This is a genomic window from Patescibacteria group bacterium, from assembly GCA_030583705.1.
GTDB lineage: Bacteria > Patescibacteriota > Patescibacteriia > Patescibacteriales > Patescibacteriaceae > Patescibacterium.
This window is the reverse complement of the sequence record CP129471.1, coordinates 358,643-381,992: the sequence shown is the minus strand read 5'-3', so window position 1 is coordinate 381,992 and position 23,350 is coordinate 358,643. Positions and strand designations below refer to the sequence as shown.

The 23,350-nt window shown below is 37.4% G+C and carries 24 protein-coding genes and 2 tRNA genes; 3 read left to right on the top strand and 23 right to left on the bottom strand.

Annotation, left to right across the window (positions count from 1 at the left end):
* Positions 1-29: 29 nt before the first annotated feature.
* The 5 genes from QY321_01810 to QY321_01790 form a co-directional block, all read right to left on the bottom strand.
* Positions 30-1,175 (bottom strand): site-2 protease family protein, encoded by a 1,146-nt coding sequence (locus QY321_01810; protein ID WKZ25144.1) that lies wholly within the window; start codon positions 1,173-1,175, stop codon positions 30-32.
* A 36-nt stretch (positions 1,176-1,211) separates the two neighbouring features.
* A complete protein-coding gene (locus tag QY321_01805; protein WKZ25143.1) occupies positions 1,212-1,766 on the bottom strand; it encodes a ribosome-recycling factor in 555 nt (184 codons plus the stop codon).
* A gap of 65 nt (positions 1,767-1,831) precedes the next feature.
* Positions 1,832-2,884, bottom strand: a complete 1,053-nt coding sequence (locus tag QY321_01800) for a hypothetical protein (protein WKZ25142.1) — start codon at positions 2,882-2,884, stop codon at positions 1,832-1,834.
* A 19-nt stretch (positions 2,885-2,903) separates the two neighbouring features.
* Positions 2,904-3,863, bottom strand: coding sequence for a hypothetical protein (locus QY321_01795; GenBank protein ID WKZ25141.1), 960 nt, complete (start codon positions 3,861-3,863; stop codon positions 2,904-2,906).
* A gap of 107 nt (positions 3,864-3,970) precedes the next feature.
* Complete coding sequence (locus QY321_01790; protein ID WKZ25140.1) at positions 3,971-4,381, bottom strand: GtrA family protein; 411 nt, start codon at positions 4,379-4,381, stop codon at positions 3,971-3,973.
* 293 nt (positions 4,382-4,674) lie between these two features.
* On the opposite strand from QY321_01790, the gene QY321_01785 reads away from it, so the two are divergent.
* Positions 4,675-5,073, top strand: coding sequence for a hypothetical protein (locus QY321_01785; protein ID WKZ25139.1), 399 nt, complete (start codon positions 4,675-4,677; stop codon positions 5,071-5,073).
* 67 nt (positions 5,074-5,140) lie between these two features.
* Here the strand turns inward: QY321_01785 and QY321_01780 are convergent, their stop codons facing one another.
* The 6 genes from QY321_01780 to QY321_01755 form a co-directional block, all read right to left on the bottom strand.
* Positions 5,141-5,692: a hypothetical protein gene (locus tag QY321_01780; protein WKZ25138.1), complete on the bottom strand. Its 552-nt coding sequence runs from the start codon at positions 5,690-5,692 to the stop codon at positions 5,141-5,143.
* A gap of 136 nt (positions 5,693-5,828) precedes the next feature.
* Entirely contained in the window at positions 5,829-6,605 is a 777-nt protein-coding gene (locus tag QY321_01775) for a hypothetical protein (GenBank protein WKZ25137.1), read from the bottom strand.
* Between the two features lie 264 nt (positions 6,606-6,869).
* The gene (locus QY321_01770) at positions 6,870-7,322 is read right to left on the bottom strand and encodes a hypothetical protein (protein WKZ25136.1); all 453 of its coding nucleotides are present in this window, start codon (positions 7,320-7,322) and stop codon (positions 6,870-6,872) included.
* Positions 7,323-7,404: 82 nt separating this feature from the next.
* A tRNA-Trp gene (locus QY321_01765) sits at positions 7,405-7,475 on the bottom strand.
* Positions 7,476-7,535: 60 nt separating this feature from the next.
* On the bottom strand, positions 7,536-7,688 hold the full coding sequence (gene rpmG, locus QY321_01760) for a 50S ribosomal protein L33 (GenBank protein ID WKZ25135.1): 153 nt from the start codon (positions 7,686-7,688) through the stop codon (positions 7,536-7,538).
* A gap of 22 nt (positions 7,689-7,710) precedes the next feature.
* A tRNA-Tyr gene (locus QY321_01755) sits at positions 7,711-7,793 on the bottom strand.
* Between the two features lie 299 nt (positions 7,794-8,092).
* On the opposite strand from QY321_01755, the gene QY321_01750 reads away from it, so the two are divergent.
* Together QY321_01750 and QY321_01745 are read left to right on the top strand one after the other, a co-directional pair.
* On the top strand, positions 8,093-8,968 hold the full coding sequence (locus tag QY321_01750) for an integrase core domain-containing protein (protein ID WKZ25134.1): 876 nt from the start codon (positions 8,093-8,095) through the stop codon (positions 8,966-8,968).
* A gap of 83 nt (positions 8,969-9,051) precedes the next feature.
* Positions 9,052-9,612: a hypothetical protein gene (locus QY321_01745; protein WKZ25133.1), complete on the top strand. Its 561-nt coding sequence runs from the start codon at positions 9,052-9,054 to the stop codon at positions 9,610-9,612.
* A 542-nt stretch (positions 9,613-10,154) separates the two neighbouring features.
* On the opposite strand, the gene QY321_01740 is transcribed toward QY321_01745, so the two are convergent.
* From QY321_01740 to QY321_01685, 12 genes are all read right to left on the bottom strand, one after another.
* Positions 10,155-10,967 carry a hypothetical protein gene (locus QY321_01740; protein ID WKZ25132.1) on the bottom strand — a complete coding sequence of 271 codons (813 nt, stop codon included), beginning with the start codon at positions 10,965-10,967 and terminating at the stop codon, positions 10,155-10,157.
* 10 nt (positions 10,968-10,977) lie between these two features.
* Positions 10,978-11,859: an aldolase gene (locus tag QY321_01735; protein WKZ25131.1), complete on the bottom strand. Its 882-nt coding sequence runs from the start codon at positions 11,857-11,859 to the stop codon at positions 10,978-10,980.
* A 79-nt stretch (positions 11,860-11,938) separates the two neighbouring features.
* The gene (tpiA, locus tag QY321_01730; GenBank protein ID WKZ25130.1) at positions 11,939-12,688 is read right to left on the bottom strand and encodes a triose-phosphate isomerase; all 750 of its coding nucleotides are present in this window, start codon (positions 12,686-12,688) and stop codon (positions 11,939-11,941) included.
* 23 nt (positions 12,689-12,711) lie between these two features.
* Positions 12,712-13,635, bottom strand: a complete 924-nt coding sequence (locus QY321_01725; GenBank protein WKZ25129.1) for a serine hydrolase — start codon at positions 13,633-13,635, stop codon at positions 12,712-12,714.
* A 77-nt stretch (positions 13,636-13,712) separates the two neighbouring features.
* The gene (scpB, locus tag QY321_01720) at positions 13,713-14,273 is read right to left on the bottom strand and encodes an SMC-Scp complex subunit ScpB (GenBank protein WKZ25128.1); all 561 of its coding nucleotides are present in this window, start codon (positions 14,271-14,273) and stop codon (positions 13,713-13,715) included.
* Positions 14,274-14,278: 5 nt separating this feature from the next.
* Entirely contained in the window at positions 14,279-14,983 is a 705-nt protein-coding gene (locus tag QY321_01715) for a segregation/condensation protein A (GenBank protein WKZ25127.1), read from the bottom strand.
* Between the two features lie 27 nt (positions 14,984-15,010).
* On the bottom strand, positions 15,011-15,943 hold the full coding sequence (locus QY321_01710; protein WKZ25126.1) for a DUF5671 domain-containing protein: 933 nt from the start codon (positions 15,941-15,943) through the stop codon (positions 15,011-15,013).
* Positions 15,944-16,066: 123 nt separating this feature from the next.
* Positions 16,067-17,260 carry an FISUMP domain-containing protein gene (locus tag QY321_01705; GenBank protein ID WKZ25125.1) on the bottom strand — a complete coding sequence of 398 codons (1,194 nt, stop codon included), beginning with the start codon at positions 17,258-17,260 and terminating at the stop codon, positions 16,067-16,069.
* Positions 17,261-17,288: 28 nt separating this feature from the next.
* Entirely contained in the window at positions 17,289-18,500 is a 1,212-nt protein-coding gene (locus tag QY321_01700) for an FISUMP domain-containing protein (GenBank protein ID WKZ25124.1), read from the bottom strand.
* Positions 18,501-18,762: 262 nt separating this feature from the next.
* Entirely contained in the window at positions 18,763-20,454 is a 1,692-nt protein-coding gene (locus QY321_01695; protein ID WKZ25123.1) for a glycosyltransferase family 2 protein, read from the bottom strand.
* 65 nt (positions 20,455-20,519) lie between these two features.
* Positions 20,520-21,191 carry a DUF1361 domain-containing protein gene (locus QY321_01690; GenBank protein ID WKZ25122.1) on the bottom strand — a complete coding sequence of 224 codons (672 nt, stop codon included), beginning with the start codon at positions 21,189-21,191 and terminating at the stop codon, positions 20,520-20,522.
* A 41-nt stretch (positions 21,192-21,232) separates the two neighbouring features.
* Complete coding sequence (locus QY321_01685) at positions 21,233-23,323, bottom strand: type IV secretion system DNA-binding domain-containing protein (GenBank protein WKZ25121.1); 2,091 nt, start codon at positions 23,321-23,323, stop codon at positions 21,233-21,235.
* Between the last annotated feature and the right edge of the window lie 27 nt (positions 23,324-23,350).

Below are 23,350 nucleotides of genomic sequence, written 5' to 3'. Positions count from 1 at the left end.
TAAATTATTAAATTTAAATTATTAAAAGGTTAATCCTGAAAAAAACGAAAAGCGTCTTTAAAGGTTACAATAACAATTAAAAGCATCAGGAGAAGAAAACCTATGTTATGAAAGATAGCTTCCGTTTGTTTACGAATTGGACTACCCTTAATTTTTTCAATTAAAAGAAAAAGTACTCGCCCACCGTCCAGGGCTGGGAAAGGAATAAAGTTAATGATCGCCAAATGCAGAGAAAGAATAGCGGTAAACTGAGCTAGATAAGCAAAACCCATTCTAGCCATATCGCCGGTTAAAGAAGCGATCCCTAAGGGACCAACCACCTCAGTATCGGCCTTACCAGAAGAAACAAGCTCATAAAGTGCCTTACCTAAACCAACAGTTATCTCCTTTAAGAAGAAACCGGTATAAGACGTACCTTCCACCAAAGCCGTATGCCAAGGTAAGCGAACATGCGCCATCTCAAAAATACCAACTCCAATACCGGCAATCTCTTGATCTCCCTTATTAATAATTACCGGAGTTATGGTTTTTTCTAAAAACTCATCCCCTCTTTTAAAGACATATTCAACCGGTTGCCCTACTTTTTCTTTAACATGGGTATTAAGAGAGTCAAAACCGTTAACAGCCAAACCATCCACTGAAACAATTATGTCATTAGGTAAAACGTTAGCTTCCATAGCCGGGGAATTTTCTTCAAGATCAGCGACTTGAACATAGACTTCACCTATTACGGCGTTAGCCGGTAGTGTCTCACGATCAAGAGCCTGTGGGGAACCTATGCCCAAAAGAACAGTAAAGATAACAACCGCTAAGACAACATTCATGAAGACACCCGCCGATAAAATAATAAACCTCTGCCAGGCTGGTTTAGAGGCCATACTACTAGGGTCATTACGATCATCGCCGTTTTCTCCAACAATTTTAACAAAACCACCCAAAGGAATGGAGTTAATAGAATAAACAGTATCAGCTGGATCAACAACCTTACCTTTACCTAAAACAAACTTCCAGCTTCCCTCTTTGTTCTTATACCAACCAAAAAGTCTTGGTGGAAAACCAATACCAAACTCTTCAGACCGTACACCAAAACGACGAGCTGCCCAAAAATGCCCAAGTTCATGCACTAAAACCAAAACACCCAAGACTAAAACAAACGCGATAATAGTTAACAACATAGAGTAAAACTGAATTATAAATTAGCTTTTAAATAACTAAATAGTCATTATTTCTTTTTCCTTATGATCCCTTATCTCTTTAAGCTCTTCATTGGCCTTATCAATAGCCGTATCTAACTCTTTAAGATAACGAAACTTATCATCCTCAGAAAACGTCTTCTCGGCAAAATCAACCTCAATTTCCTGTTTAACCTCGTCTCTGGCTTGCCTTAAAACAATACGAGCTTCTTCCATTTTAGAGTTAAGCTTCTTAACTAACTCACGGCGATTTTCTTCATTTAAGGGTGGCATAGTTAAACGCAAAGCCTCTCCTTCATTAACCACTCCCAAGCCCAAATCAGCGCTGGTTATGGCTTTTTCAATTTCTTTAATAACACTCTTGTCCCAGGGAGACACTAACAGGCTCTTATTATCTGGCGAAGCAATGGTACTAACAGCGTTTAAAGCCATAGTGGTACCATAAGCTTGAACCTCAACTTTTTCCAAAATAGCGGAACTTAAACGACCTGTTCTTAAGGAAGAAATATCTTGCTTAAAAAAATCAACCGCCTGTTTAAATTTAAGTGAAACTTTTTCTTGGTAATCGCTCATATGAAAAAATAAAAATAATTAAAGTAAAAACAACTTAACTTGAAAAACTAAATAAGTCAACTAAACTATTTTTGTTCCCTAACGGTCATGTAAAGTAACCCCGGTTGATCCGGATGTTCTAAAATCTGCCAACCGGCCCTGGCGGATGGTAACTTACGAGTAGACCAATTACTACCACCATCAACCGTGCTATAAAAGGTTGTACCAGTAACATAAAAAATTTCTTTATCACTGTGTTCGCTAATAATCGCCGAATAAATCATGGCATTATTTTCCGGAGTAATCAAACGCAGAGACTGCCAGGTGTCTCCGTAATCGGTAGATAATAATAGTCCGTAATTATTAGCCAAAAGAACATGTCCTGGATAATTTTTAGAAATATAAATATCTCTAAACTGTCGGTGATTGGGAAATTCGCTCAAAGCTTCATCAAGACTATCCCAACTTACACCTTTATTATTAGAGCGATAAATACCTTGCCCAACAGTAGCTGCAAAAACCAAACGACTGTCTGACGGTGAAACCGCTATTTTACTAATCTGATTATTAAAACGTTCGGAAGTCCGCCAGCTCTTACCTGCGTCATTAGAAATAATCACCTCGCCCCTGGTTGTCCCAATATAAAGTATCTGGTTATCAAAATGATCTATAGCTAAAGCAGTTACACCTACTGAAGGATCATTGTCATAATAAACCTGTTCCCAGCTACGTCCGCAGTCCACACTCTTAGTTAAACGATTAACAGAAGCAGCGTATAGCGTACAACGCCAAACAGGATCAACCACCAAGTTAGAAATATTATTAGCTGAGGTAGCTCGCAGGGGTGTCCAGCTTTGGGCATTATCATAACTTACAAAAAGTCCGTTATCTTTAGCCCCATAATAAAGAGTATTATGGTCCCCAGGATCCATAACAATAAAATTAGCATCAAACTGTACTAAAGAAGCCGGTTGCCCCGAAGCGGTTGGTACAACCGAAGCCTGATTCCAAGCTAAGCCTTTATTAATACTCCTAAAAATTCCTCCATCAGGGCCACTGGGTCCACCGCCAAAACTGAGAGTGCAACCACTCGTTAAAAGAGCTAGACCTAAAAGAGAAAATAATAATTTAAGTTTCATATAAAAAGTAAAATAAATTTTAAGCAAAAGTTAACATAACGCTTTCTAAAACCACAGCAGGTCCGACATTGGCTTCCAATCTTTCTTCAGCCTCTTTTAATATTATATCAAGTTGACGGATTTCGGCAAGTGAAAGATTTAAAGCCAAAGCCTTAAGCTCTTGTTCAAAAAAGGCGTATTTAAGTAAATTAGGTAAATTAAGGCTTAAAAGCATCATATCCCTAACAGCTAGGCGCCAAGCGGATAGGATAAAACGAGCACGCTCAAGCTCAGAGCTTTCCTCCCAAAACTTAATCTCCTCTAGCTCTTGCCATTTGCTATAAAGTCTTAGTCCAAAGGAAGAGATAAAAAATTTAATTGGTGCAAGATTGGTCTCTAGAAACTCTTTATCATCAGCTAAGCGTTCAGCCAACTCAGGCAATCCAGAAGAAAGTCTTGATAAATTTTTCGCTAAGTTCCTATTAAGTTTTCTTTTATCCAAAAGCTCTTGGTATATTAAATCAGAAGCCACTGGGCGAAAATAGATTATTTGGCTTCGGGAAAGAACTGTACTTGGTAATTTATCCGGGTTCTTGGTTAAAAGAAAAAAAAGTAAACGACTTCTTCCATCCTCCAAAGCTTTAAGTAAGGCGTTAGCTGCTTGCAAGCTCAGATTATCTGCTTCTTCAATTATACCAATCCTATAACCGCCGGCTAGTGAACTTAAATTAAGTGAAGAAACAAAACTTCTAACCGCCGCCACACCTATCTCCTTTTTATCATCTTCTTTTTTTAATCTAATCAAATCCAAATCTCCCAACCCAGAAAGACGACGCCTGAATTCATCAAGCGCCTTAAGAGAACCAGAGAATTTATCTCCGCTAATAATATAAGTTCCGCCGATAGAGCCGGGTTGATTTTTTTCAAAAGCCAAAAGGCGATCAAAATAAATTAAGGCTGGTAGATGCCCGATCACCGGCCATGAGTTTTTATCTTTCATAATTATATGATAACAGAAAAAACTAAAAAGATCAAAAAAGATCAAAGTTTAAATAATTAAAGCAGAAAGCAGGGAAAAGTCAGTAAAAAAGACTTTGGGTCTTCTATTTAAGTTTTCTTAAAGGTGTATTTTTTATTAAGTAAATAACCCACTAAACCAACAGGCCCGGCGCTAATAACCTGTGCCCACCAAGCAGCTAAAGATAGATTCTCCACCAAAATAACTACCGCCAAGGTATTAAGAGTTAATATTAAAAGCAAAATAGCTCCATAAAGAGACATTTGCTTAAAAAGATGGCTCCAACCGTGTTCATGAAAAGCTAAGAGTTTTCTTAAAAAGAACCCTATAAAAAAACCAATAAAATAAGCCAAAGCCGAAGCTATAACATACCACCAGTTAAGAGTCTGTACCATAAAATAGATTAAAAAAACCTCAACAGCTACAGCTAAGGCTCCAGCCAAGGCGTAGACAATAAACGTTTTAATAGAAGATATAGTTAGAGAATTTGGAATAATCATGAAATTAAAATAATCATATTGATCATAAAGAAGAATAAATTTACCTGTTATCTACACTTAAAATATAGCTTAGACAATCATCCTATAAAAATAATAACATAAATAACTAATGATTAAAACTCAGTTTAAAGTAAGGCGTAAAAATAAAATAAATTATAATAAAGTTTATTCTATGTACCCAAATACCTATATACCCAAATACTAAGTTATGATATGATTAAAGCATAAGAATAAAGGTTAATTTTTATATCTTTAATTATTTATTAGGTTCGTATCTATAAATCCATAAATCTATGAAAGAACAATCCGCCAAGACTAGTTCACACGCCTATAGGCTCTTAGTTTTTTGGTTGGGCATTATCGCCACTCTCGCCTATCGAGCCATTATAGTCATAGCTCATTATAGCTCTTTATGGGTTGATATTGCTTGGTATATTGGAACAATAGGTTTCTTATGGTATTTTGCCCATCGTTTTAACATTGAAAGCAAAAGAGACCGACTAATTGAAGAAAAGAAATTAATTGATAAAATAAGTAAAGGACAAACCCTCTCAGAAGAAGAAAGATCAGCTGTTGTTTATGTTCTTAAAAGTCTTGTTTCCAGTAAGTCAAAATGGAACTACATCGCTATCTTTATCGCCTCAGGACTGGCTCTCCTCTATGATATAGTCTTAAGACTTATTGTAAATTAAAAAAGCACTCATAAACTACAAGTGCTTTAAAATTTAAGCTTTAAAATAAAAGAAATCAATAAAGAGCTCAATTTTTTAAAATTATCTGCCTTGAAAAGATAAAAATAGTTGCTTCTTTTTGATATCTTAAAAAACAAAGACTCCTCTCATCTTTTACTTCCTCAGGATCCCAAAGGTTCATCACTTCTATATCCCCAAAGAAATCTGCCAAATCGTAGTCCGCTAAAGCAAGTTCTTCTAGATAATTACCATACGAATTATTTTTGTAAATAAGTGATGATAAAGAAACGGGATAGTCGTAAAACATAAATTTACAACCACTTTTTTCAAAAAGATAAGGCGATATTCTTTTTTGGGGTTTTAAAATTGGATAATTTCGGAAAATATTAAGAGCAGCAGAAGCCGCAATAAGACCGAAATTTATGGGAGAAAGAGGATAATTCAACTTAATGACAGTGCCATCATCACGAACAATCTCTTGATCTAAAAAATCTAAAAGATAAACTATAAAATCATAACATAAATCAAATTTAACTCTGTCATAATCAAGAGCCAGATCAATGAGACGCTCAAATAAGTCATCTCTAGAAAGAAAATCATTTATTCCCATTTTTTCCATGACAATGTTTTTTAATTTTTTAGGTACTAAATAAAAGATAAGTCATTGCTCGTAAAATGTCAATAAAATGAAATGAAAAAGCACAACAAGAATTAAATCTCATTGTGCTTTAATTTTAAACTTCATGGAGATGGAGTTAAAAAATGGTTATTCCACCAGTGCTGTTAGCACTAGTTTTTTCATAATCACTATTGAAATACATTCTCGGCCCATACTCGTTTTCAGTAATTACTACAATTCCTTTTTTCTCTATATCCACCGCAGATAAATTAATTTGCGGTAACCGACCAGTCCCACCAAACAGAGGAATGGTGGCCAATCCTTCCAGTGGACCAGCTAGAGAAAGTATTAAATTTTTATCCATCTCTTTTTTTAGCCCTACTATCTGTTTTCTTTGCTCATTAACAGACCGACCAGCTAAAGCTTGTGGAAAAAATAAAGCCACGGTAGCTTCTTTTGCAGATTGAGATAAAAAAGCGTTGTATTCCAGAGTACAAACTGAAAAGATATCCTTCCCCGAAAGATCTTCATTTTCATAAAAATCATAGAAAGTAAATCTCTTTCCGGAAGATCCGAACTTATTATTATAATAAGGAAAGACTCTTTTAAAGAGTTTTTGACAACTTGTTAAAATTCTATCCCCTTGTCCGATCTTTATAATAATCGGAAGATGAGGGCCATTAAGAATTCCGGAAATACGAGAGTAAGAAATCTTTTTCTTGATCGCGGTCACTCTTTCTTGAAAATATTCATAACTACCAAAATCCTTAAGTAAAGGAAATATTTTTTGATAGTATTTGAGTAAATCAGGGTAACTAAAATTAGAGGTACCAAAAGAAAAATCCTCGTGATTAAAGTCTTGAGCATCTTTGTCTACCCCACAAAATACTCCCTTTGAGTTAAATAATTTCATCTTAAATCTCCCTTTTTATTTGTTTTTTTTAAAATTTAAAAGTTTTTAATGAATGTTTTGTACCGCTACCTTGACACAAAACACCAAAAAAAGCAAGAGTGTAGTGCAATAGAATAGCTTGGTATAATTTAATTAAAATATCTGTAAAATAAAAACAACTCGGATGTGGATTTATCTTTAACGCACCTCTTAGTACAGTTGAAAGTAATAAAAAACCCGGCTTTGGTTAGAAACACCGGGTAAAATAAACTTAAAACTAAAAAGTCAACGTTGCCACAATTCCTTCCAAGCGGCAACTAATTGTTTCTCTTTATTTCCCTCTTCTGTATTCCACTCTAGTCCCTCACTCATATATTCGCGAGAATCATCTACTCTAGCCTCGAATATTTCTCCGCCCACAGTAATAATTTGGTATTTTTTACCTCCATACATCTTTGGCCATCTTACAGAAAACGGAAAACCTGGAATTCGTTGACCGGGCTTTTCTTTAATAAGATTAAAATATTTACCCCAGTCATCGCTTTGAGAAAGATCAAGTTTATGGATAATATAACCAATAATTCTATCTCCTTCTTTTACTTCCTGCACTCTGTGTGGAGTATCTATTTTATCTGTTACTGGGCATACACTCCCGACAACCCCAACACTAATACCCTCATTCAAGGCTTGTTCACAACCTTGCTGGGTATAATTTTTAAGAAATCTTGTTGTTCCCATGGCTCTATATTTTTAGTTAAACGACAATAATTTTAAAAGGACAATAAAAAATATAGCATAATCGCTATACTTTTGTCAATTGCACGGGCGGCAGGAATCGAACCCACGCTAGAGGTTTTGGAGACCCCTGTACTACCATTATACTACGCCCGCCTGAAACCGTCCGGTTTCATGGCGGGCTTAACCGTCACAAAAACGGGCGATAAGGCAAACCTATTTGGTTTCTCTATGCAGTGTGTGCTTACGAGCTTTCTTGGAGAACATACTTAATTCAAGACGACCTTTTAGGGTCTTCTTGTTTTTATGTGTCCAGCGAATTTCACCCGTCTCGGTGCACTGCATTTTGATCATATTGTCTTGAGACATAAACAAAAATTATTCTTAAAAGTGGGCCGGGTAGGATTCGAACCTACGAAGGCGAAAGCCAACAGATTTACAGTCTGCCCCGTTTGACCGCTTCGGTACCGACCCAAAGTAATTTATATTTCTAAAAAATAGAAATAATCTTAATGTTTTTTAGAAGTTTTCTATAAATTAAAACAGCTCCGAAAAGCTCTTTCCACTATAACAGAAAGGTTTAATTTAATCAATAGCTACTAGAATAACCCAGCCTACCTGCTCTTTGCTTAACTTTTTATTTATTCAAGAAAGCAACTAAGTAGACTGCTGCCCCCCTCCTTTTTTTTAAAAAAAAAGCACCTACGCTGTATTCTAATTAAAAATGCGACATAGTGATATACTTTAGAGGTCTAAATCACTAAAGAAACACTATGTCACATTTCATAGATAGGATAACCCCAATTCACGTTTGTTGGCAACTCTATGGCAGCGGGGTAAGCCCGGAAAAGATTCCAGCTAAATTGGGTCTGCACCGCGCCACCGTGTATCGTTGGCTGGCCGGAATTAAGGAAATGGGCTTTCACCAGTTCCTTGCAAGTTACCAAAATGCTAAACGAGGTCGACGTAACCGTAAGGTAAATCCAGCCCTTAAAGCCAAGGTTTTAACTATTCGTGAAGAATATAGAAATTGCTGCGGTCAAAAGATACGCTATATCCTGCAAAGAGACCATGGTTTGTCTGTAGGGGTGAGTACCATTTACCGCATCCTGGGAGAAAAGTACCAATTACGTAGTAAATGGAAGAAATACCAGAGACGAGGGCCGGTTTTAAAGGCCGAAAAACCAAGAGAAGTGATTCAAGTAGACACCGTAGTCTTGGGAGAACTCTTTGCTTTCACTGCCATAGATATCTTCACTAAAGAGTCCTGTGTAGTGATCCAAGACAACCTCACATCTTTAGCTGGGAAAGAGGCCCTCCAAAAACAACTCCAATGGTTTGGTACAGTAGACAAGATTCAACGAGACGGTGGTCCGGAGTTTCAAGATCATTGGGACACCGAAGCTAGACAAAGAGGCATCTTTATTCGTACCTCACGACCTTACAAGAAGAACGACCAGGCCTTCATTGAAAAATTTAATGGTACTTTAAGAAAAGAGTGTCTGGGGTACTGGAGATATCGTAAAAAAGACTTGCCTATGGTACAAAAGAGAGTAGAGGAGTTTTTAGACTATTATCTTAACAAACGGCCTCACATGGGGCTAAATATGCAAACCCCCAAGGAATTCACTATGTCGCATTTGACATGAGACACAGCGACCTATTGACATTAATTAGAAGATATACTAAGATAATAAAAATTCTTTAAAAAACTAAAAAAGAGGATAGTAAATTGGACTGGTATACAATATTTTACTGGGTAACCGTCGCTGACGGAGTTAAACGTTTTTTTGATGTAGCAAGCGACTGGTTTACGTTTTTTGCTATTGTATTTTTCATACTAGCGATTGTATTTTCAGTAGGCAAATCAAGCTCTATTTCTGGAGAAAAACTAAAAAACGAAGAGGAAGATAAGAAAAACCCCGATTATAGAAGTTGGGATTTGGGTAAAAAGCATAGTATGAAGTTCTTTTATACTTTCTTGGTGTTATGGTTTGTAACGTGGATGGGGTATGCTCTTACTCCCACGAAAAAAGACTGCCTATTAATTATTGCCGGTGGATCAGTTGGTAATTTTATAACTTCCGACTCCTCTGCTCAAAAGATTCCAAGTGATATTACTGATTTTCTTCACTTGAGTTTAAAAAAAGAGATTCAAGAATTAACAGTGGAAGAAAGAGATGAAATAGGAATGCAAACTCCCAAAGAAAAGTTTCTTGACAAGGTTAAGGAGTTAAGTAAAGAGGAACTAATAGATTTCCTACAATCCGACACCACCCTATTAAGTAAATAACCGCTTTTTCAGAAAGAAAACCACCTGAAAAGCGGTTTTCTTTTTTTATTTTCCTATTTTAAGAAATTTTAACAGAGCCGTTGACCGGGCTTGAACCGGTGACCTTCTCCTTCACTTCTACCTCAATTTCGGTAATACCTTATAAGAGGGTTAGACTGTATCTTAGGCATATTTCAAAAATGAAACTTAGCCTCCCTTGTCAGTCGTTCGGGCGAGTGTGTCGCCACGGTCTGATCCGTTACCGGACTTTAACCGTTATTCGGGATACACCGAAACGTTTCTGTTACGGCGGGCAAGAAAACAATGTGTCTCACCATGGAGATGCTCTACCAACTGAGCTACAACGGCGTAAAACTTCTATCGGTTAAAGAGTTTTCCACAGTATAGGATGACCTATTTAGGTCTGAACCATACTAGTGAAAATCCAAAAACCTCCAGATTAATTGCCCAAAAGAGCAATTCCATGGCAACTTAAGATAGTTAAAAATTACCATGGAGATGCTCTACCAACTGAGCTACAACGGCTTACTTAGCCGAAAAAATTAAAGCTGGCTAATCTTTTCCTTAAATTGAGCCAGTTTTTTATTCTCGGGATTGGCCTTTTGCAGCTTGTCATAAGCATTAAAAGCCTCCACTTTATCCTTTTTAAGTATACTTACTTCAATAAGTCTGTCAAGGTAGCGCGGGTTGCTTTCTTCAATCTTCAAGGCTCTTTTAAGGTTAACGACTGCTTTATCTAGATCTCCAGCTTCCTCATAAACCGTAGCCAAAAGATATCTAGTCTGGCTAATATCCAAATCACCCTCCCCTTCTTTTGTTTCTTTATCCTCTATCTTCTTCTTTAAGTTAAGGGCATGCTCTAGAGTCTGTATAGATTCCTTAAGTAAATGCTTATACAAATAAACTTCACCCAACTCACGAAAGGCTTTAAAGTTCTTAGAATCAAGCCCAATAATCTCAATGTATTTTTTTTCAGCCGAATCATAACGCTCGTCTTTAACCAAAATCTCAGCCTCTAAGAGCAAGACCTCTATTCTTTCGTCTATAGCTTGCCCTAACATAGCCTCACGATTAGCTTGTGATTTTTGCCAATTGTTAAGTGTGTCATAAAGCCAATCAAAGCTATTACGCAGAAAACGAGAAAAAGGTTTAAGGACTCTTAGGAAAAACCAACCCCAATGACTAAAACGTCGCTGCAATTGATTCATAATTATTTGTTGTTTTAGTAAAGCATTTTTCTCACGCTGTATTTGCTCAACATCAACATTAGCCAGAATCATGAACTTACGGCTAATGATAAACAAAATAATAACTATAGCAATAATTAGAATAATCCAAGCAAAAGTTTGTTGCATATCTTAAAAATTAATTTCCCAAAGGAGGTACTTGTCTATCATAGACAATACCAGCTACCGCGTTGGTTAGGGCAATGGCTTCTTTTAACTTTCTTTGATGAATATTTCTACCCAAAGCCACTCCAGAAGCACCAGCCGCCATCTGTTCCGCAATCGTACCAAAAAGTGAAGAAGCATGCTGGCTCTTACCACCGGCAAATAAAACCCTAATACCCTCACCAGCCGCAAAGATCTCTCCATAACCTTCTGAACTAGCTGGCTCCGGGCGATCCACCTTAACAAAATCTGCTCCTAAGGCTGTTCCCACATTAACCGCTCCCGCAATTAGGTGCGGGTCGTTTTGATTATCCACTGCCTTGCCACGCGGATACATCCATAAAACAGCTAAAAGTCCGTACTGATGAGCTTGCCACACTAATTGGGCGGCTTCTTTAAGCATAGCAGCTTCAAAACTACTACCAACATAAACCGTGTAACCAATAGCCGGAATATTTAACTTACTTTGTTTGGCAAATTCCACTACTTGTCTAACATCATACCAAGCACCACTATATGGTTCTTGTTGTCCAACTGGTACTAAATGAGATTTTGAATTAAGTTTAACCAGATAAGGGATCTTCGGATATTTAGCTCCATAGCGATTTATATAACCTAGTTGAGTAGCAAACAATCCTACCCTTGAATTAGCGGCTATTTTAAAAAGATGCTCAGGGCTAGCGTCTTCAGTGGGGATACCTTCTCCATGGAAATCATCGTTTAAATGTTCCACTCTCTGGTCACCGGCAAAAAGCAATAGGCGCCCAGTTCTTCTAGTAGCCAGGTTAAAATTCTTTAAAAACAAAGTTTTTTTACTACTTGGAACACTAAGTGGGACAGTTGGTAGATGATTCATAAAGGTTTTTTAAAATTATTAGGTAGTTTTAATAAATTTTAATAAAATTAATAGAAGAATAAATTTTCCAATCTTTATCTTATTCTAACACAGTTTGGGCTATACGGTAAAACTCTTTAGCTTCCAGACTAGCCCCACCCACCAAAAAACCGTCTACGCACTCAAGATCTGCTATTTTCCTGGCACTTTTCTCGTTAACACTGCCTCCATAAACAACAGCGCAAGCTTTATCTGAACGACTGCCAAGTTGTTTACGTAAAAGTATTCTAATCATCTGGTGAGTATATTCAATATCATCTAAAGAAGGCGTTATCCCAGAACCAATAGCCCAAACTGGCTCATAAGCAATAATAATATTCCTGTCTAAAGCCAAGCTCACACCATCTAGCGCCTCTTCCATTTGCTTGGCAATAACCGCCTCTCGTCTATCTTCTTTTTGGTCTTCTTCGGTTTCTCCAACACAAATAATTGGACAAAGTGGTTCTTCAGATAAAGCCGCTATTACTTTGCGATTAATCATCCAGTCCTCTTCTCCATTAAATCGCCTTTCACTATGCCCTAAAATAACATAACCAGCCCCTAAGTCAACCAGGTCTCTGGTCGAAATCTCCCCGGTATAAGCACCCTGTCTTTCCCAAAAGACATCTTGGCCACCAGTAGATATTTGCGAATCATTTAAGATCTTTCCAACAAAGGGTAATGACGTAAAAGAAGGGCAAACCACTATTTCAGCCGGAGTCTCTTTAAAAAATTTAAGATAAGTCTCGGCCAAAGCCATACTCTCATTAACAGAGAGGTTCATTTTCCAATTAGCAATAACAAATTTCATATATTTACCTTTATTTTATTATACTACCAATTATAGCTTGAATAAACCCAATGCGCCAGCTCTTCGCTCTCACTAAAGCGAGAAAGCTGGGTATGAGCCCCTAATACCACGGTAATTATATCATTACCGTTCTTGGAATAAAGTCCGGCAAAACAATACCCCGCTAAGCTAATATGTCCGGTTTTTCCCACTATAAGGCCCTCTTTAGAGCCTTCTCTTAACAAAACATTAGTGGAGATAAGGCGCTTAACAGAACCTTTAGAATCGGTTATTTCATAAGCTGTTAAAGAGAGCGCCTCTTTTATTTCTGCTCTTTTAAAGGCCAGGCTAGCTAATTTAGCAACATCAAAAGCCGATGATTGATTAGCAGAAGACAAGCCTGTTGGCTCAGAAAAGGAGGCGGAAAATAACCGATAATGCTTAGCCCTTTGGTTCATGGCTAAGACAAAGTCTTCTTCACTTACACCCAAACCTCTAATTAAGGCGATAATAGCGTCATTATCCGAGGCCATTAAACCAATAATAAAAAGATCTCTTAAGCTAAGCTCATCCCCTACAAAGATATTCTGCTTACTACCTTCACGTCTATCTGCTTCAATAATTGTTATCTTTTTATCCCAGTTAATATCATAATTATCCAAAACAGTTAGAGCGGTCATTAGCTTGGTTAAACTGGCGATTGGTCTAACACTATTAGCCTCCCACGAAAAAAGCGGATGCAGGGTCAGCTCGTTGGTTACAATAGCCGAAGAGGCTTGCAAAACCAAGGTCTCTCCTCCAATAAACTCTGGACTTTTATCCTGGGGCATAACCAAATAATTATTTAAATAAAGATTATTATCCACTTTAAAAGATAGGCTATCTAAACTTCTAAAAGACTCGCTCTGGCTTATATAGACCGAGCCTAAAACAGAAACCGAAATAAGTAAAGGAACAATGGGGAACATAAATATTAAACTTAAACTTAAATAAATTAACAATAATTTTAAAAAACTAAGCCGACTAAGCTTAAAACCACTAAACTCTAAGCTAATGAACTCTCTTTATCCGCCAGTATTCTATCTAAGGTATCATCAGCGTGTAAGCGTTCAAAATCTGGTAATTCTTCCACTGCGCCAAGTCCCAAAAACTTAACAAAATCCAAACTTACCGTATAATAGGTTTCTTTTTTTTCTTTATCAAAATCGGTTTCAATTAAACCCCGTAATAAAAGATTACGTAAAATAAGTCCGCAGTTAACCCCACGAATACGATCCAATTCTAGTTTACTAACAGGTCCACGATAAGCGATAATAGTTAGGGTTTCAAAGCTCGGCTTAGATAAATCACCAGTGGTTTCATCTTTAATAAAAGCCTTAACCACTTCAGCCTGCTCAGGCGAAGAAACCATTTGGTAGCTCTCGCCACTCTTAATCACCGCCACTCCCCTTTTGTTTTCGCGACAAATCTCTAGTAGTTTTTCTAAGGCCTCACTAGCCTCTTTGGTTTTAAGACCAGACAAAGCGCATACTTCTTTTAAACGCAAAGGCTTAGCTGCCACAAAGAGCAAAGCTTCCACTCGTGCGATATTTTGTTCTTCTGTCATAATTATTATTTACGAATTAATTCTATCTCCGAAAAAAGATCGGATTGTTCAGCAACAATTTGTTTTAATTTAACGAGCTCCAGTAAAGCCAAAAAGCTAACTACCACTTCCACCTTAGAACCGGAAGCTTTAACTAAATCGCTAAAACGAGCAGCCGTTAAACGTTTCATTAGGCTTTTAATATCAGCGATTTTTTCTTCTAAGCTAACAGTAATCCTAATTACTGCTTCAGTTAAGGTCTGTCTTCTCTCGGCTAAAGATAAGATCATGGCATTATAGCAATCCGCAAGATCAGAAGCTTTTAATTTCTTAGGAGGAGCAAAAGCACCGGAGGCAGCGATTAAGCTTCGGCGATTAAATTCGCGCGCATACATAAATCTTCCCTCAGCTACCATAGCCTCTACTTTCTTGCTGGCCTCCAAGAATTCACGATACATTCTCAGTTGATCCTCAAATTCTTCAATCGCTTCCTCTTCTTCTGGTAAAAGATAAGGCAAAAGAGCTTTGGTTTTAATTAACAAAAGACGCGAGGCTACGGTTAAAAAGTCCGCCATCTCGGTTGGGTCCATATTACGAGCCGCACGAAGATAAGACAGATACTGATCAGTCACCTTAGCTAAACTTACTTCAGTAATATCCAATTTAGCCTTATCTATTAAGGAAACCAAAAGAGCTAAAGGTCCTTCAAATTGTTCAAGTTTAATAATCATGAAAAGATAAAATATTGTTATTAACCACTACCTCATCGGTATTTCTTGTGGCAAGGCTTTTAACTCAGTCGGTGGCACGCTTTGGGTAATGCAATAATAACCCTCTTCATGGGGCCAACGATCCGCGTAATTAAGACCAAATTCATCACTATCTTCTTTATTGGAACGATTAAACTCCGCACATAGCTCATAGCTTCTCTCATCAATTACCTCATAGTTAAATGGTTGGTCTGTACTGGGGTTTCTAAGTGTACGCGAAGATAAATGAGTAGAGGTTTTTAAGACTTCTTCAAGTTTCTCGGGCATTTTTTCATACCTTAAATAATAATCTACAATAGCATTATCTAGTTCCATAAAAGAATTAATTACTGCCTGATCTTGTTTTCTTTCGCGCGCTTCTTTGGGTGAATCGGCAAAGAAGAAAGCTAAGATTAAGGAACCGATAGAAATAACCAAGCCACCGATTAGATAGGCCAAGACCACCTTATTACCCTTCTTAAAAGAAGAGCGACGGATGTCATAAAAATAATAACCGAAAATCAAGCCAGCAATAACAAAGACTGTTAAGGACTTAAGAATGAATTTAAGAGTTAACTCTCCATCAAAAAGACCACTAATGGTAATCATTAACCAAACAATAAAGACCACTGCAGAAATAAAGAGGATAAGATAAGTTAACCAACGACGAATCGGTGAATCACCAGCTAAAGAACCTTCTCGCAGACAACGACTAAGATAACGCACGGTTAAGAAATATAAAGGCAGAGAAATAATTAATGCCGAAATGGCAAAAGTCAAGGAAGAAGAGTTAAAAGCTCCCCGATAAATTCCGGGATCTGGTAGGAGTTTATGAATTACCTGAAAAATCGCTTGTCCAGTACCAATAGAAACAAAGATTAACCCAACCAAAGATAACAAATAGAAAAACGCGAATTTGGCGTTATTATTGCTTGATGACATAAAAATAATAATAAATAATAACCAAAGAGCCAAGGCTCTTAAGATACTTAAATTATAGCTTAAATCGTTATTAAACTCAATATACCAGCTTTATTAACAAAAAGCTTATTGATGTTTAAGGAGCTAAGAGTCTTTAAGGCAACGCACTGTCAAACCTAAACTCTTACCATACGTACCATGATTAACCGTAGAATAGGTATAAGACAAATCGCGTCTCCAAGCATTAGTGGAGGTAGACTGCAGGGCCACCCACAAAGTGGTATGATTGGACAATTGATCAAAGATACCTCCAGAGGAGGTATGACGCCAACCAGACAAGGTAGCAGAAAAACCAACTAAGTCATTTCCGGCGCCATTACCTGATCCCTGTCCGACTTTCTTAAGAGATTTACCGGCTCCTTTTGATCCCCCGGCATCCGTGCCATTGTTATCCGCACATCTTTGCCAACCGGTAGTTGAAGTATTACAAGCATATTGAGTGGCGGTACTAGCAATAGTTGCTACAGTGTATTGCTCTAAGGTATTGAACTCTTGATCTGTTGGAATATGAAATCCATCTGGGCAAATTCCTTGGTGTGGGGTTTGAATTTGGGCAGAACAATCTGTCGTTAAACAAGTGGTTGGTAGATTCATGGCTTCAGCCCAGGTATATAGTCCTCCATGGTTAACGGCTGGGGTAACTCCGCAGTTAGATGCAGTGTTGTTATAGCACCACTTTTCTATGACATTATTATTTGAAGGCATAGTGGCAGCTGAAGCTAACATAGTACCAATATTCATATTTTCTTTCATCCAACATTGAGAACCTATTTGAACAGTGTTATAGACATTACCATCTGCATCTGTTATCTGACCACCACAGTTAATAACCCCTGAGTCTGTTTGGTAACTAACAGGTCCTGCTGTAAAAGAACCGCTACTACTACCTATACAACCTGAGAATTGGTAGTGTCCTGGTTTATGAGCAATAGCAGTATAGGTATATTCACTATCTGGACAGATACCATCTGTTCTGGGAGTAGGGTTTTCAGGTACTTTACTCATATATACTACTCCACCTTGCTCTAGAGGTTGTCCTGGGGTAATAGATGCGGGATATGAGTTATTATTTGCATAATATAGCTCTAGAGCATTAGCCATGGCTTTTAGATCATTTAATCTTTTAGCGTCTCTGGCACTAGTTCTAGAGTTACCTAGAGCAACTACTACTAGAGTAGATAATATACCTATGATAGCTATAACTACTAGGAGTTCTATGAGGGTGAACCCCTTGATTCCTTGTTTGGTGGAACTTAGTTTGATTTTATAATTAATCATAGATGGGGAAATGGGTAATAATTAAAAACTAAGAGTCCTTGAGGCAACGGACTGACCAGCCATAACTCTTACTAAGTGCACTTCGACGAACCGTTGAATAAGAAGAGTTCATTCCTCCACTCCACGCCAGAGATCCAGACTGAGAAGAAGACATCCATAAGTAAGTAAGACTTGACAAACTACTAAATGTTCCGCCCACGTTTCGAAAGCCAGAAACAAAAGAGGAAAAACCAACCAAGTCATCTCCCGCTCCCACACCCGAACCTTGTCCAACTTTCTTAAGAGATTTACCGACTCCTTTAGCTCCTCCGGCATCATTGCCACTATTATCTGCACATCTTTGCCAACCGGTAGCTGAAGTATTGCAGGCATATTGGGTGTCGGTACTGGCAATAGTTGCTACGGTATATTGTTCCAAAGTATTAAATTCTTGGTCAGTAGGTAGCTTCCAGCCAGTAGGGCAAGCGGTAGTAGCAGCAGGCCAGTTATAGAGAACACCGTGAGTAGTATAGTTAGTGGTGGCTTTAGCAGCCACAACGTCTGTACCTGAATAACCGTAGACATAGTAATAGGGGTCGGTTTCACTTTCTGTTGCTGGTCCAACTACCGAAGGTAAATAAGCTAAGTTTTCTTTCATCCAACATTGGTTACCTATTTGGACTGTCTGATAAGTATTATTATCTCTTGAATCTTGTATGTTTTGTCCACATTGAAATATACCTGAAGGAGAATATGAGACTGTGGTAGAAGAAGTAGAGGGAGAATTTTGTGCTTGAGTACCAAGACAAGTAGATATATTATAACTTTGTCCTGATTCTACTTGGGTATAGGTATAGTCATTATCTGGACAATTACCGTCTGTATGAGGAGTAGGATTATTGGGTACTTTGCCCATATAAACTACTCCACCAGCTTCAAAAGTAGCTCCAGGAGAAAAGTTATCTGCTTCAGGGTATGCGTTATTATCTGCATAATATAGCTCTAGGGCATTAGCCATGGCTTTTAGATCATTTAGTCTTTTAGCGTCTCTGGCACCTGCTCGTGAATTACCCAAAGCTACTATTACTAGAGTGGATAATATACCTATGATGGCTATGACTACTAATAGTTCAATGAGGGTGAAGGCTTTATTATTATATAATCTACTATTTAACTTACTACTTACCCCACTATTAAACACCTCAACGATCTGAGGTGTTTTCTTGTTTTCTTGGTTTTTCTTATTCTCTTTATATAACATGATGTATGATTTAAATTAATGTTATTTCTTAAAATAAACTGTGAATATGTTTATATAATTATTTCAAAGGTTAAGAATAATCTTTTTATTTATATAATTCTCCCGTATTATCTATATCTCTATATCATCATGATACCATTTAAGAATACTTTGGGCAAGATCCTTTTGAAAAATAAATGTGCCAGGTTGTTGGCACATTTAAATCCTTTTTAAACTCTTTATTTTATTAATTAAAATTAAAATTGTGGTCTATTCTCTATCTTTATCTATGCTTGGGGGTAACCCAAAAACCCATGTATTTACCTAACATCAGCCTGGTTTGGGCTTCCAGTCCGGGAATTGAACCAAAGACAATGATAACGATCGGGAGGCAAATCCACTGCAAGACTGAAGTAACATATTTCATAAAGCCTTTTTTGTTAATAGTTGGTAGCATTAAGAGAGAAACAATGGCGGAAAGAACCATACCAACCATAGCTAGGGTCATTAAGAACTTTGTTACCATCGGTAAGTTACTGGAAAGAACTGTGGCATTAAAAGCACTACCTCCCAAAATTAAAGGTAGCCAACCAATAATTGAAGTAATTAAAGCGTTAGTAGCCCAAGAATGAAAACCGTAAATTTGCACTCCAATATGTCTTAAATAATTACCACGACTTTTTCTTGTTAAAGACGGCCATTGTTTAATGGTATTAAAAACCAGATAAGGGATATTCTCCACTCCCCAACCCCAACGTCTTTGTTGGCGATAAAGGTTCTTGGCGCTTTGCCATTGGTTTTTATCCATACACATATCCATGGAAACCGGGAAATAAAGAGGCTCTACCCGATAATCTCCTTGGTAATAGCAGAAACAATGCCAAAAGATACGTGAATCTTCGCTAACCATATTGGTAGACCAAAAGTCTATGTCAATCAGAGACTGCCAGGTCATAGCATGAGAAGAATAAGTAGCGGACTTCTCTGGCCTAAGCTGTTGCATCATTTGCCAAAAAGTATTAGAAAAAGCCGCTACCCGGGCAAAGAAAGGCGCTTGCCACATATTGTTGTGATAAACCGGAATAGGTTGGTAACTGGAACGATAGGGTTTTTTTGAAGTTAAAAAAGCATGGGTTAAGCAATAGAAATAACCAGGGAAGACTACTGTGTCGCTATCCAAAACACTCACCATAATTGAAGCGTAATCAATTTCTTCTCCATCAATAATCTCCTCTTTAAGTTTCTTAGCCGCCCAAGCCTGATTAGCCCCCTTACCCTTAAGTTCTCCGATAATATCATCGGGATGGATTGTTATAAGGAAACGACGAAAAAGATGTCCATATTCTTTTCCAATAGTTTCTCGGATAAGTCTTCCCTCTTCCCCGGCTCTAGCCTCAGCCGCCAAAACAACAATTAACTTATCTGTTTGGTAACCGGAATTAACCAAACCATTAAAACTACTCCTTAAAACATCTAAGCTTTCTTGGTAGGTAGGTAGAATAACCACGTGCACAACATCTCTCCAAGATAAATTAATAATCCTCGCCTTATCCTTTTCTTTAATTTCTCCAGTCTCCCCTTCTACTGTTTTTTCTTCCATTGTATCTAATTCTTTATTATCATTATTACTGTCACTCCCATTATTAATATCATTACCATCAATTACTGTCTCAAGTCTTAAAGAAACCATACCAAGAGACTCGCATTTCTCTTGCCAATTAACAGCCATACGTTTTTTCATGAAACGATACGAGATTAAAAGATGGGTACCCAAAAAAGCCACTAAGAGTAGCCAGTAGACATCAAACATAATAACAAAAATGGCCGTCCCAACCGGTTTATAATAAGAAAAAATAATTAGAGCAATAATAGTAAGCCAAGACAGGGCTCCCGGTAAAATTTCTAGGAAACGATATAATCTTCTTTCGCGTCCCGTAAGCTCCGGGGCTTTAGATATTTTTAGATAATCTTTCATAAACAGATTATTAACTCTATGGGACGATTAGTCAAATAATAGGCCAAAAGCTTAATAAAAAAGCTTTATTTCTCCCAAGAGGCCTTTTTTAAAACTCCTGAACCAAGATAATAAAGGAAGAAAAAAAGAATGGTTAAAAAAAGCCAGTTTTTAAGATATGGTAAAGAAATAAAGTACTGCCAAAGACCAGAAAGGATAAACGAAGGCTTAGAAAAAACATCCCAACTGTTCCAGCGATTTAAAAGACCCAAAAGAACCCCTAAGGAGATTAAGGGTATAATAATAACGTTAAACCAAGCAGCTACTAACTTACCCCACTTTACTCGCACGGCGGTAACTACTGGCCGAAGAGATAGAATAAAAGACAGGAAACCAAATAAGGCGTAAGTAAAGAAAAAGAAGATCATCCAACCATTATTAAGACAAGCCCTACCATAAGAATCAAAAGAACAACTACCGGAGATATGACGAATATCCGACATTAGATAAGCGGCGTTGGGTAAAAAGAGTAACCAAAGAAGAAAAACAACTAAAGTCTTTAAAGAAAACTTTTCTTTAATTAAAAGAGCCAGACGATAAGCTAAATAAACCGCCAAGGAAGCCAAAAGCAGATTCCAAAAAACCATAAAGATCGGATACTCATTAATTCGTAAAAACCAAATAAAAGAGTCTTCAAAGGGATAAGAACCCTTAACAGCAGCTGGATTACGAAATTGATATAAGGAAGAGTTGTTCATGGGTAAAGAAAATAAACCAAGGGTGGATCTTAGGATGAATCTTAAAAAATAATCGGTTCATCATTTTTAAGTTGTCCGTGACGTATTGAATCTTGTTTTTGATCGGGTTTGGTTTGTTGGTTTTCTTGGGTGGAGTTATTAACTATTTTGCGTTCATCTCCCTTATTTTTATTTTGCTCATCCTTGGTTTTAAAATTATTTCTTTTTTCCAAAGGTGGTCTAGGTGGCAGATCTCTTAGAGAAATAGTGGGAGTAGGAGGAGCTTCTTCTTTAACTTGGGTAAAGATTTCAGGCTTTTTATGTGTTTGATTATCTTGACTGGGTGACTGGGGTCTTGGCGACTCTTGTCTTGTTGGATTAACAGGGCCCAACATTCTTTCCAATTCTTTTTCTTTATTCTTCTTACGTTCTTCCATTAAAGCGATTTTTTCTTGTTTTAGGGCGGTTAAGCATTCTTTACAATAAACCGGTCTAATACCATCTGGCTGGAAAGACACTCTAGTTTCTTGTCCACAACGAGAACAATTTACTTTATGTTTATAGGTATCCGGATTATTGATCGGCTGATAACCATCTCTGTTTTGATTATTGTTATATTGATTATTGTCATTATTAACACCCTGATTATTTTGAACTTGGTGATTATTGGCCTGATTATTAAAATCATTGTTTCCCGCCTGATTATAAGGTCTATTGAAGTTATTACCATTATTACCACTGTTGCCATTATTAAGGTTGTTATTACTATAATTGTTATTATTGTTGTTACTATTATTACTATTGTTATTATTAAACGGTCTTTGATTTTGTGGTTGGGACCAAGGTTTTTTCTCTGGTGGTTTAACTTCATCATGCTCGTCATGCCAACGCATAATTCTATCTTCCACCATGCGTCGTTCAGCAGCATAACGCTCGCGAGAAGAGCCAATAACCTTTTCAGCATTATCCGTTCGGTATGTCTCTGGCAGGGGTGGTAGACCACGAGCGGAAAAAGGATCTGAGGCCACCCCGTCTATCATTAGCTTTAAGCAGACATGATACTTTGGTAAGTTAACTAGATCTTCTTGGGTAAAAACCGGAAGAAATTCTTTAACCAACTCTTCAGCATCAGTAGCGCCCACCCTGAAAACCACCAAAGTACCAACGTTACCGAAAACCGCTGCTTTAACGTTTTCGTTAAGTTGTTCAATGTATTGGTGACCCATAATGAGGTTAAGACGATACTTTCTAGCCTCAGATAAAATATTGGCAAAGCTGTCTGTGGCAAAATTTTGGAATTCGTCAACATAAAGATAAAAGTCTCTTCTATCTTGTTCGTGAATATTAACCCGACTCATAGCCGCTAACTGCAGTTTGGTAATCATCATAGCACCCAATAATTCTGAATTGTCTTCACCAATGCGTCCCTTACTTAAGTTCATAATTAAAACCTTACCCTCGTCCATAATAGAACGAAGATCAATAGAAGATTTAACCTGTCCGACAATGTTTCTAATAAGTGAACTGGATAAAAATTGTCCGACTTTATTTTGAATAGGTGAAACCGCCTCGGAAGCAAACTTATCTGCATAACCGGCAAATTCTTTAGTCCAAAAAGCCTTAACCACTGGATCTTGAATCTTTTCAATAACCTTTTTACGAAAAGGCTTATCAGATAACATGCGAGTAATGCTTAAAAGCGTGGAGTTGGGATAATCCAAAATAGCCAAAATACTATTACGTAGAATATATTCCAAACGAGGTCCCCAAGAATCTGCCCAAAGTTTTTCAAAAACTCCGATTAAACCGGAGGCCACCAAGTGTCGCAAATGTGGTTCTACTTGTTCAACTACGTTAAAAGCAATCGGGTAATCTATGTCACTGGGGTTAAAATAAACAATATCATTAACCCTTTCTGAAGGAATGAATTCAATAATCTTTTCAGCTAAATCACCGTGTGGATCAACCACTGCCACTCCCCGACCGGCGTAAATATCTTCAATAATCATATTCTCCAAAATCGTAGACTTACCCATACCGGTTTTACCGATTAGGTACATGTGTCTTCGTCGATCATCGGTCTTAATACCAAAAGGACGATACTGATTACGAAAAGTTGTTTCCGCAAAAAGCGTAATATCATTAAGCGGCATAATTTTTATTTAATTTATTCATTTAAT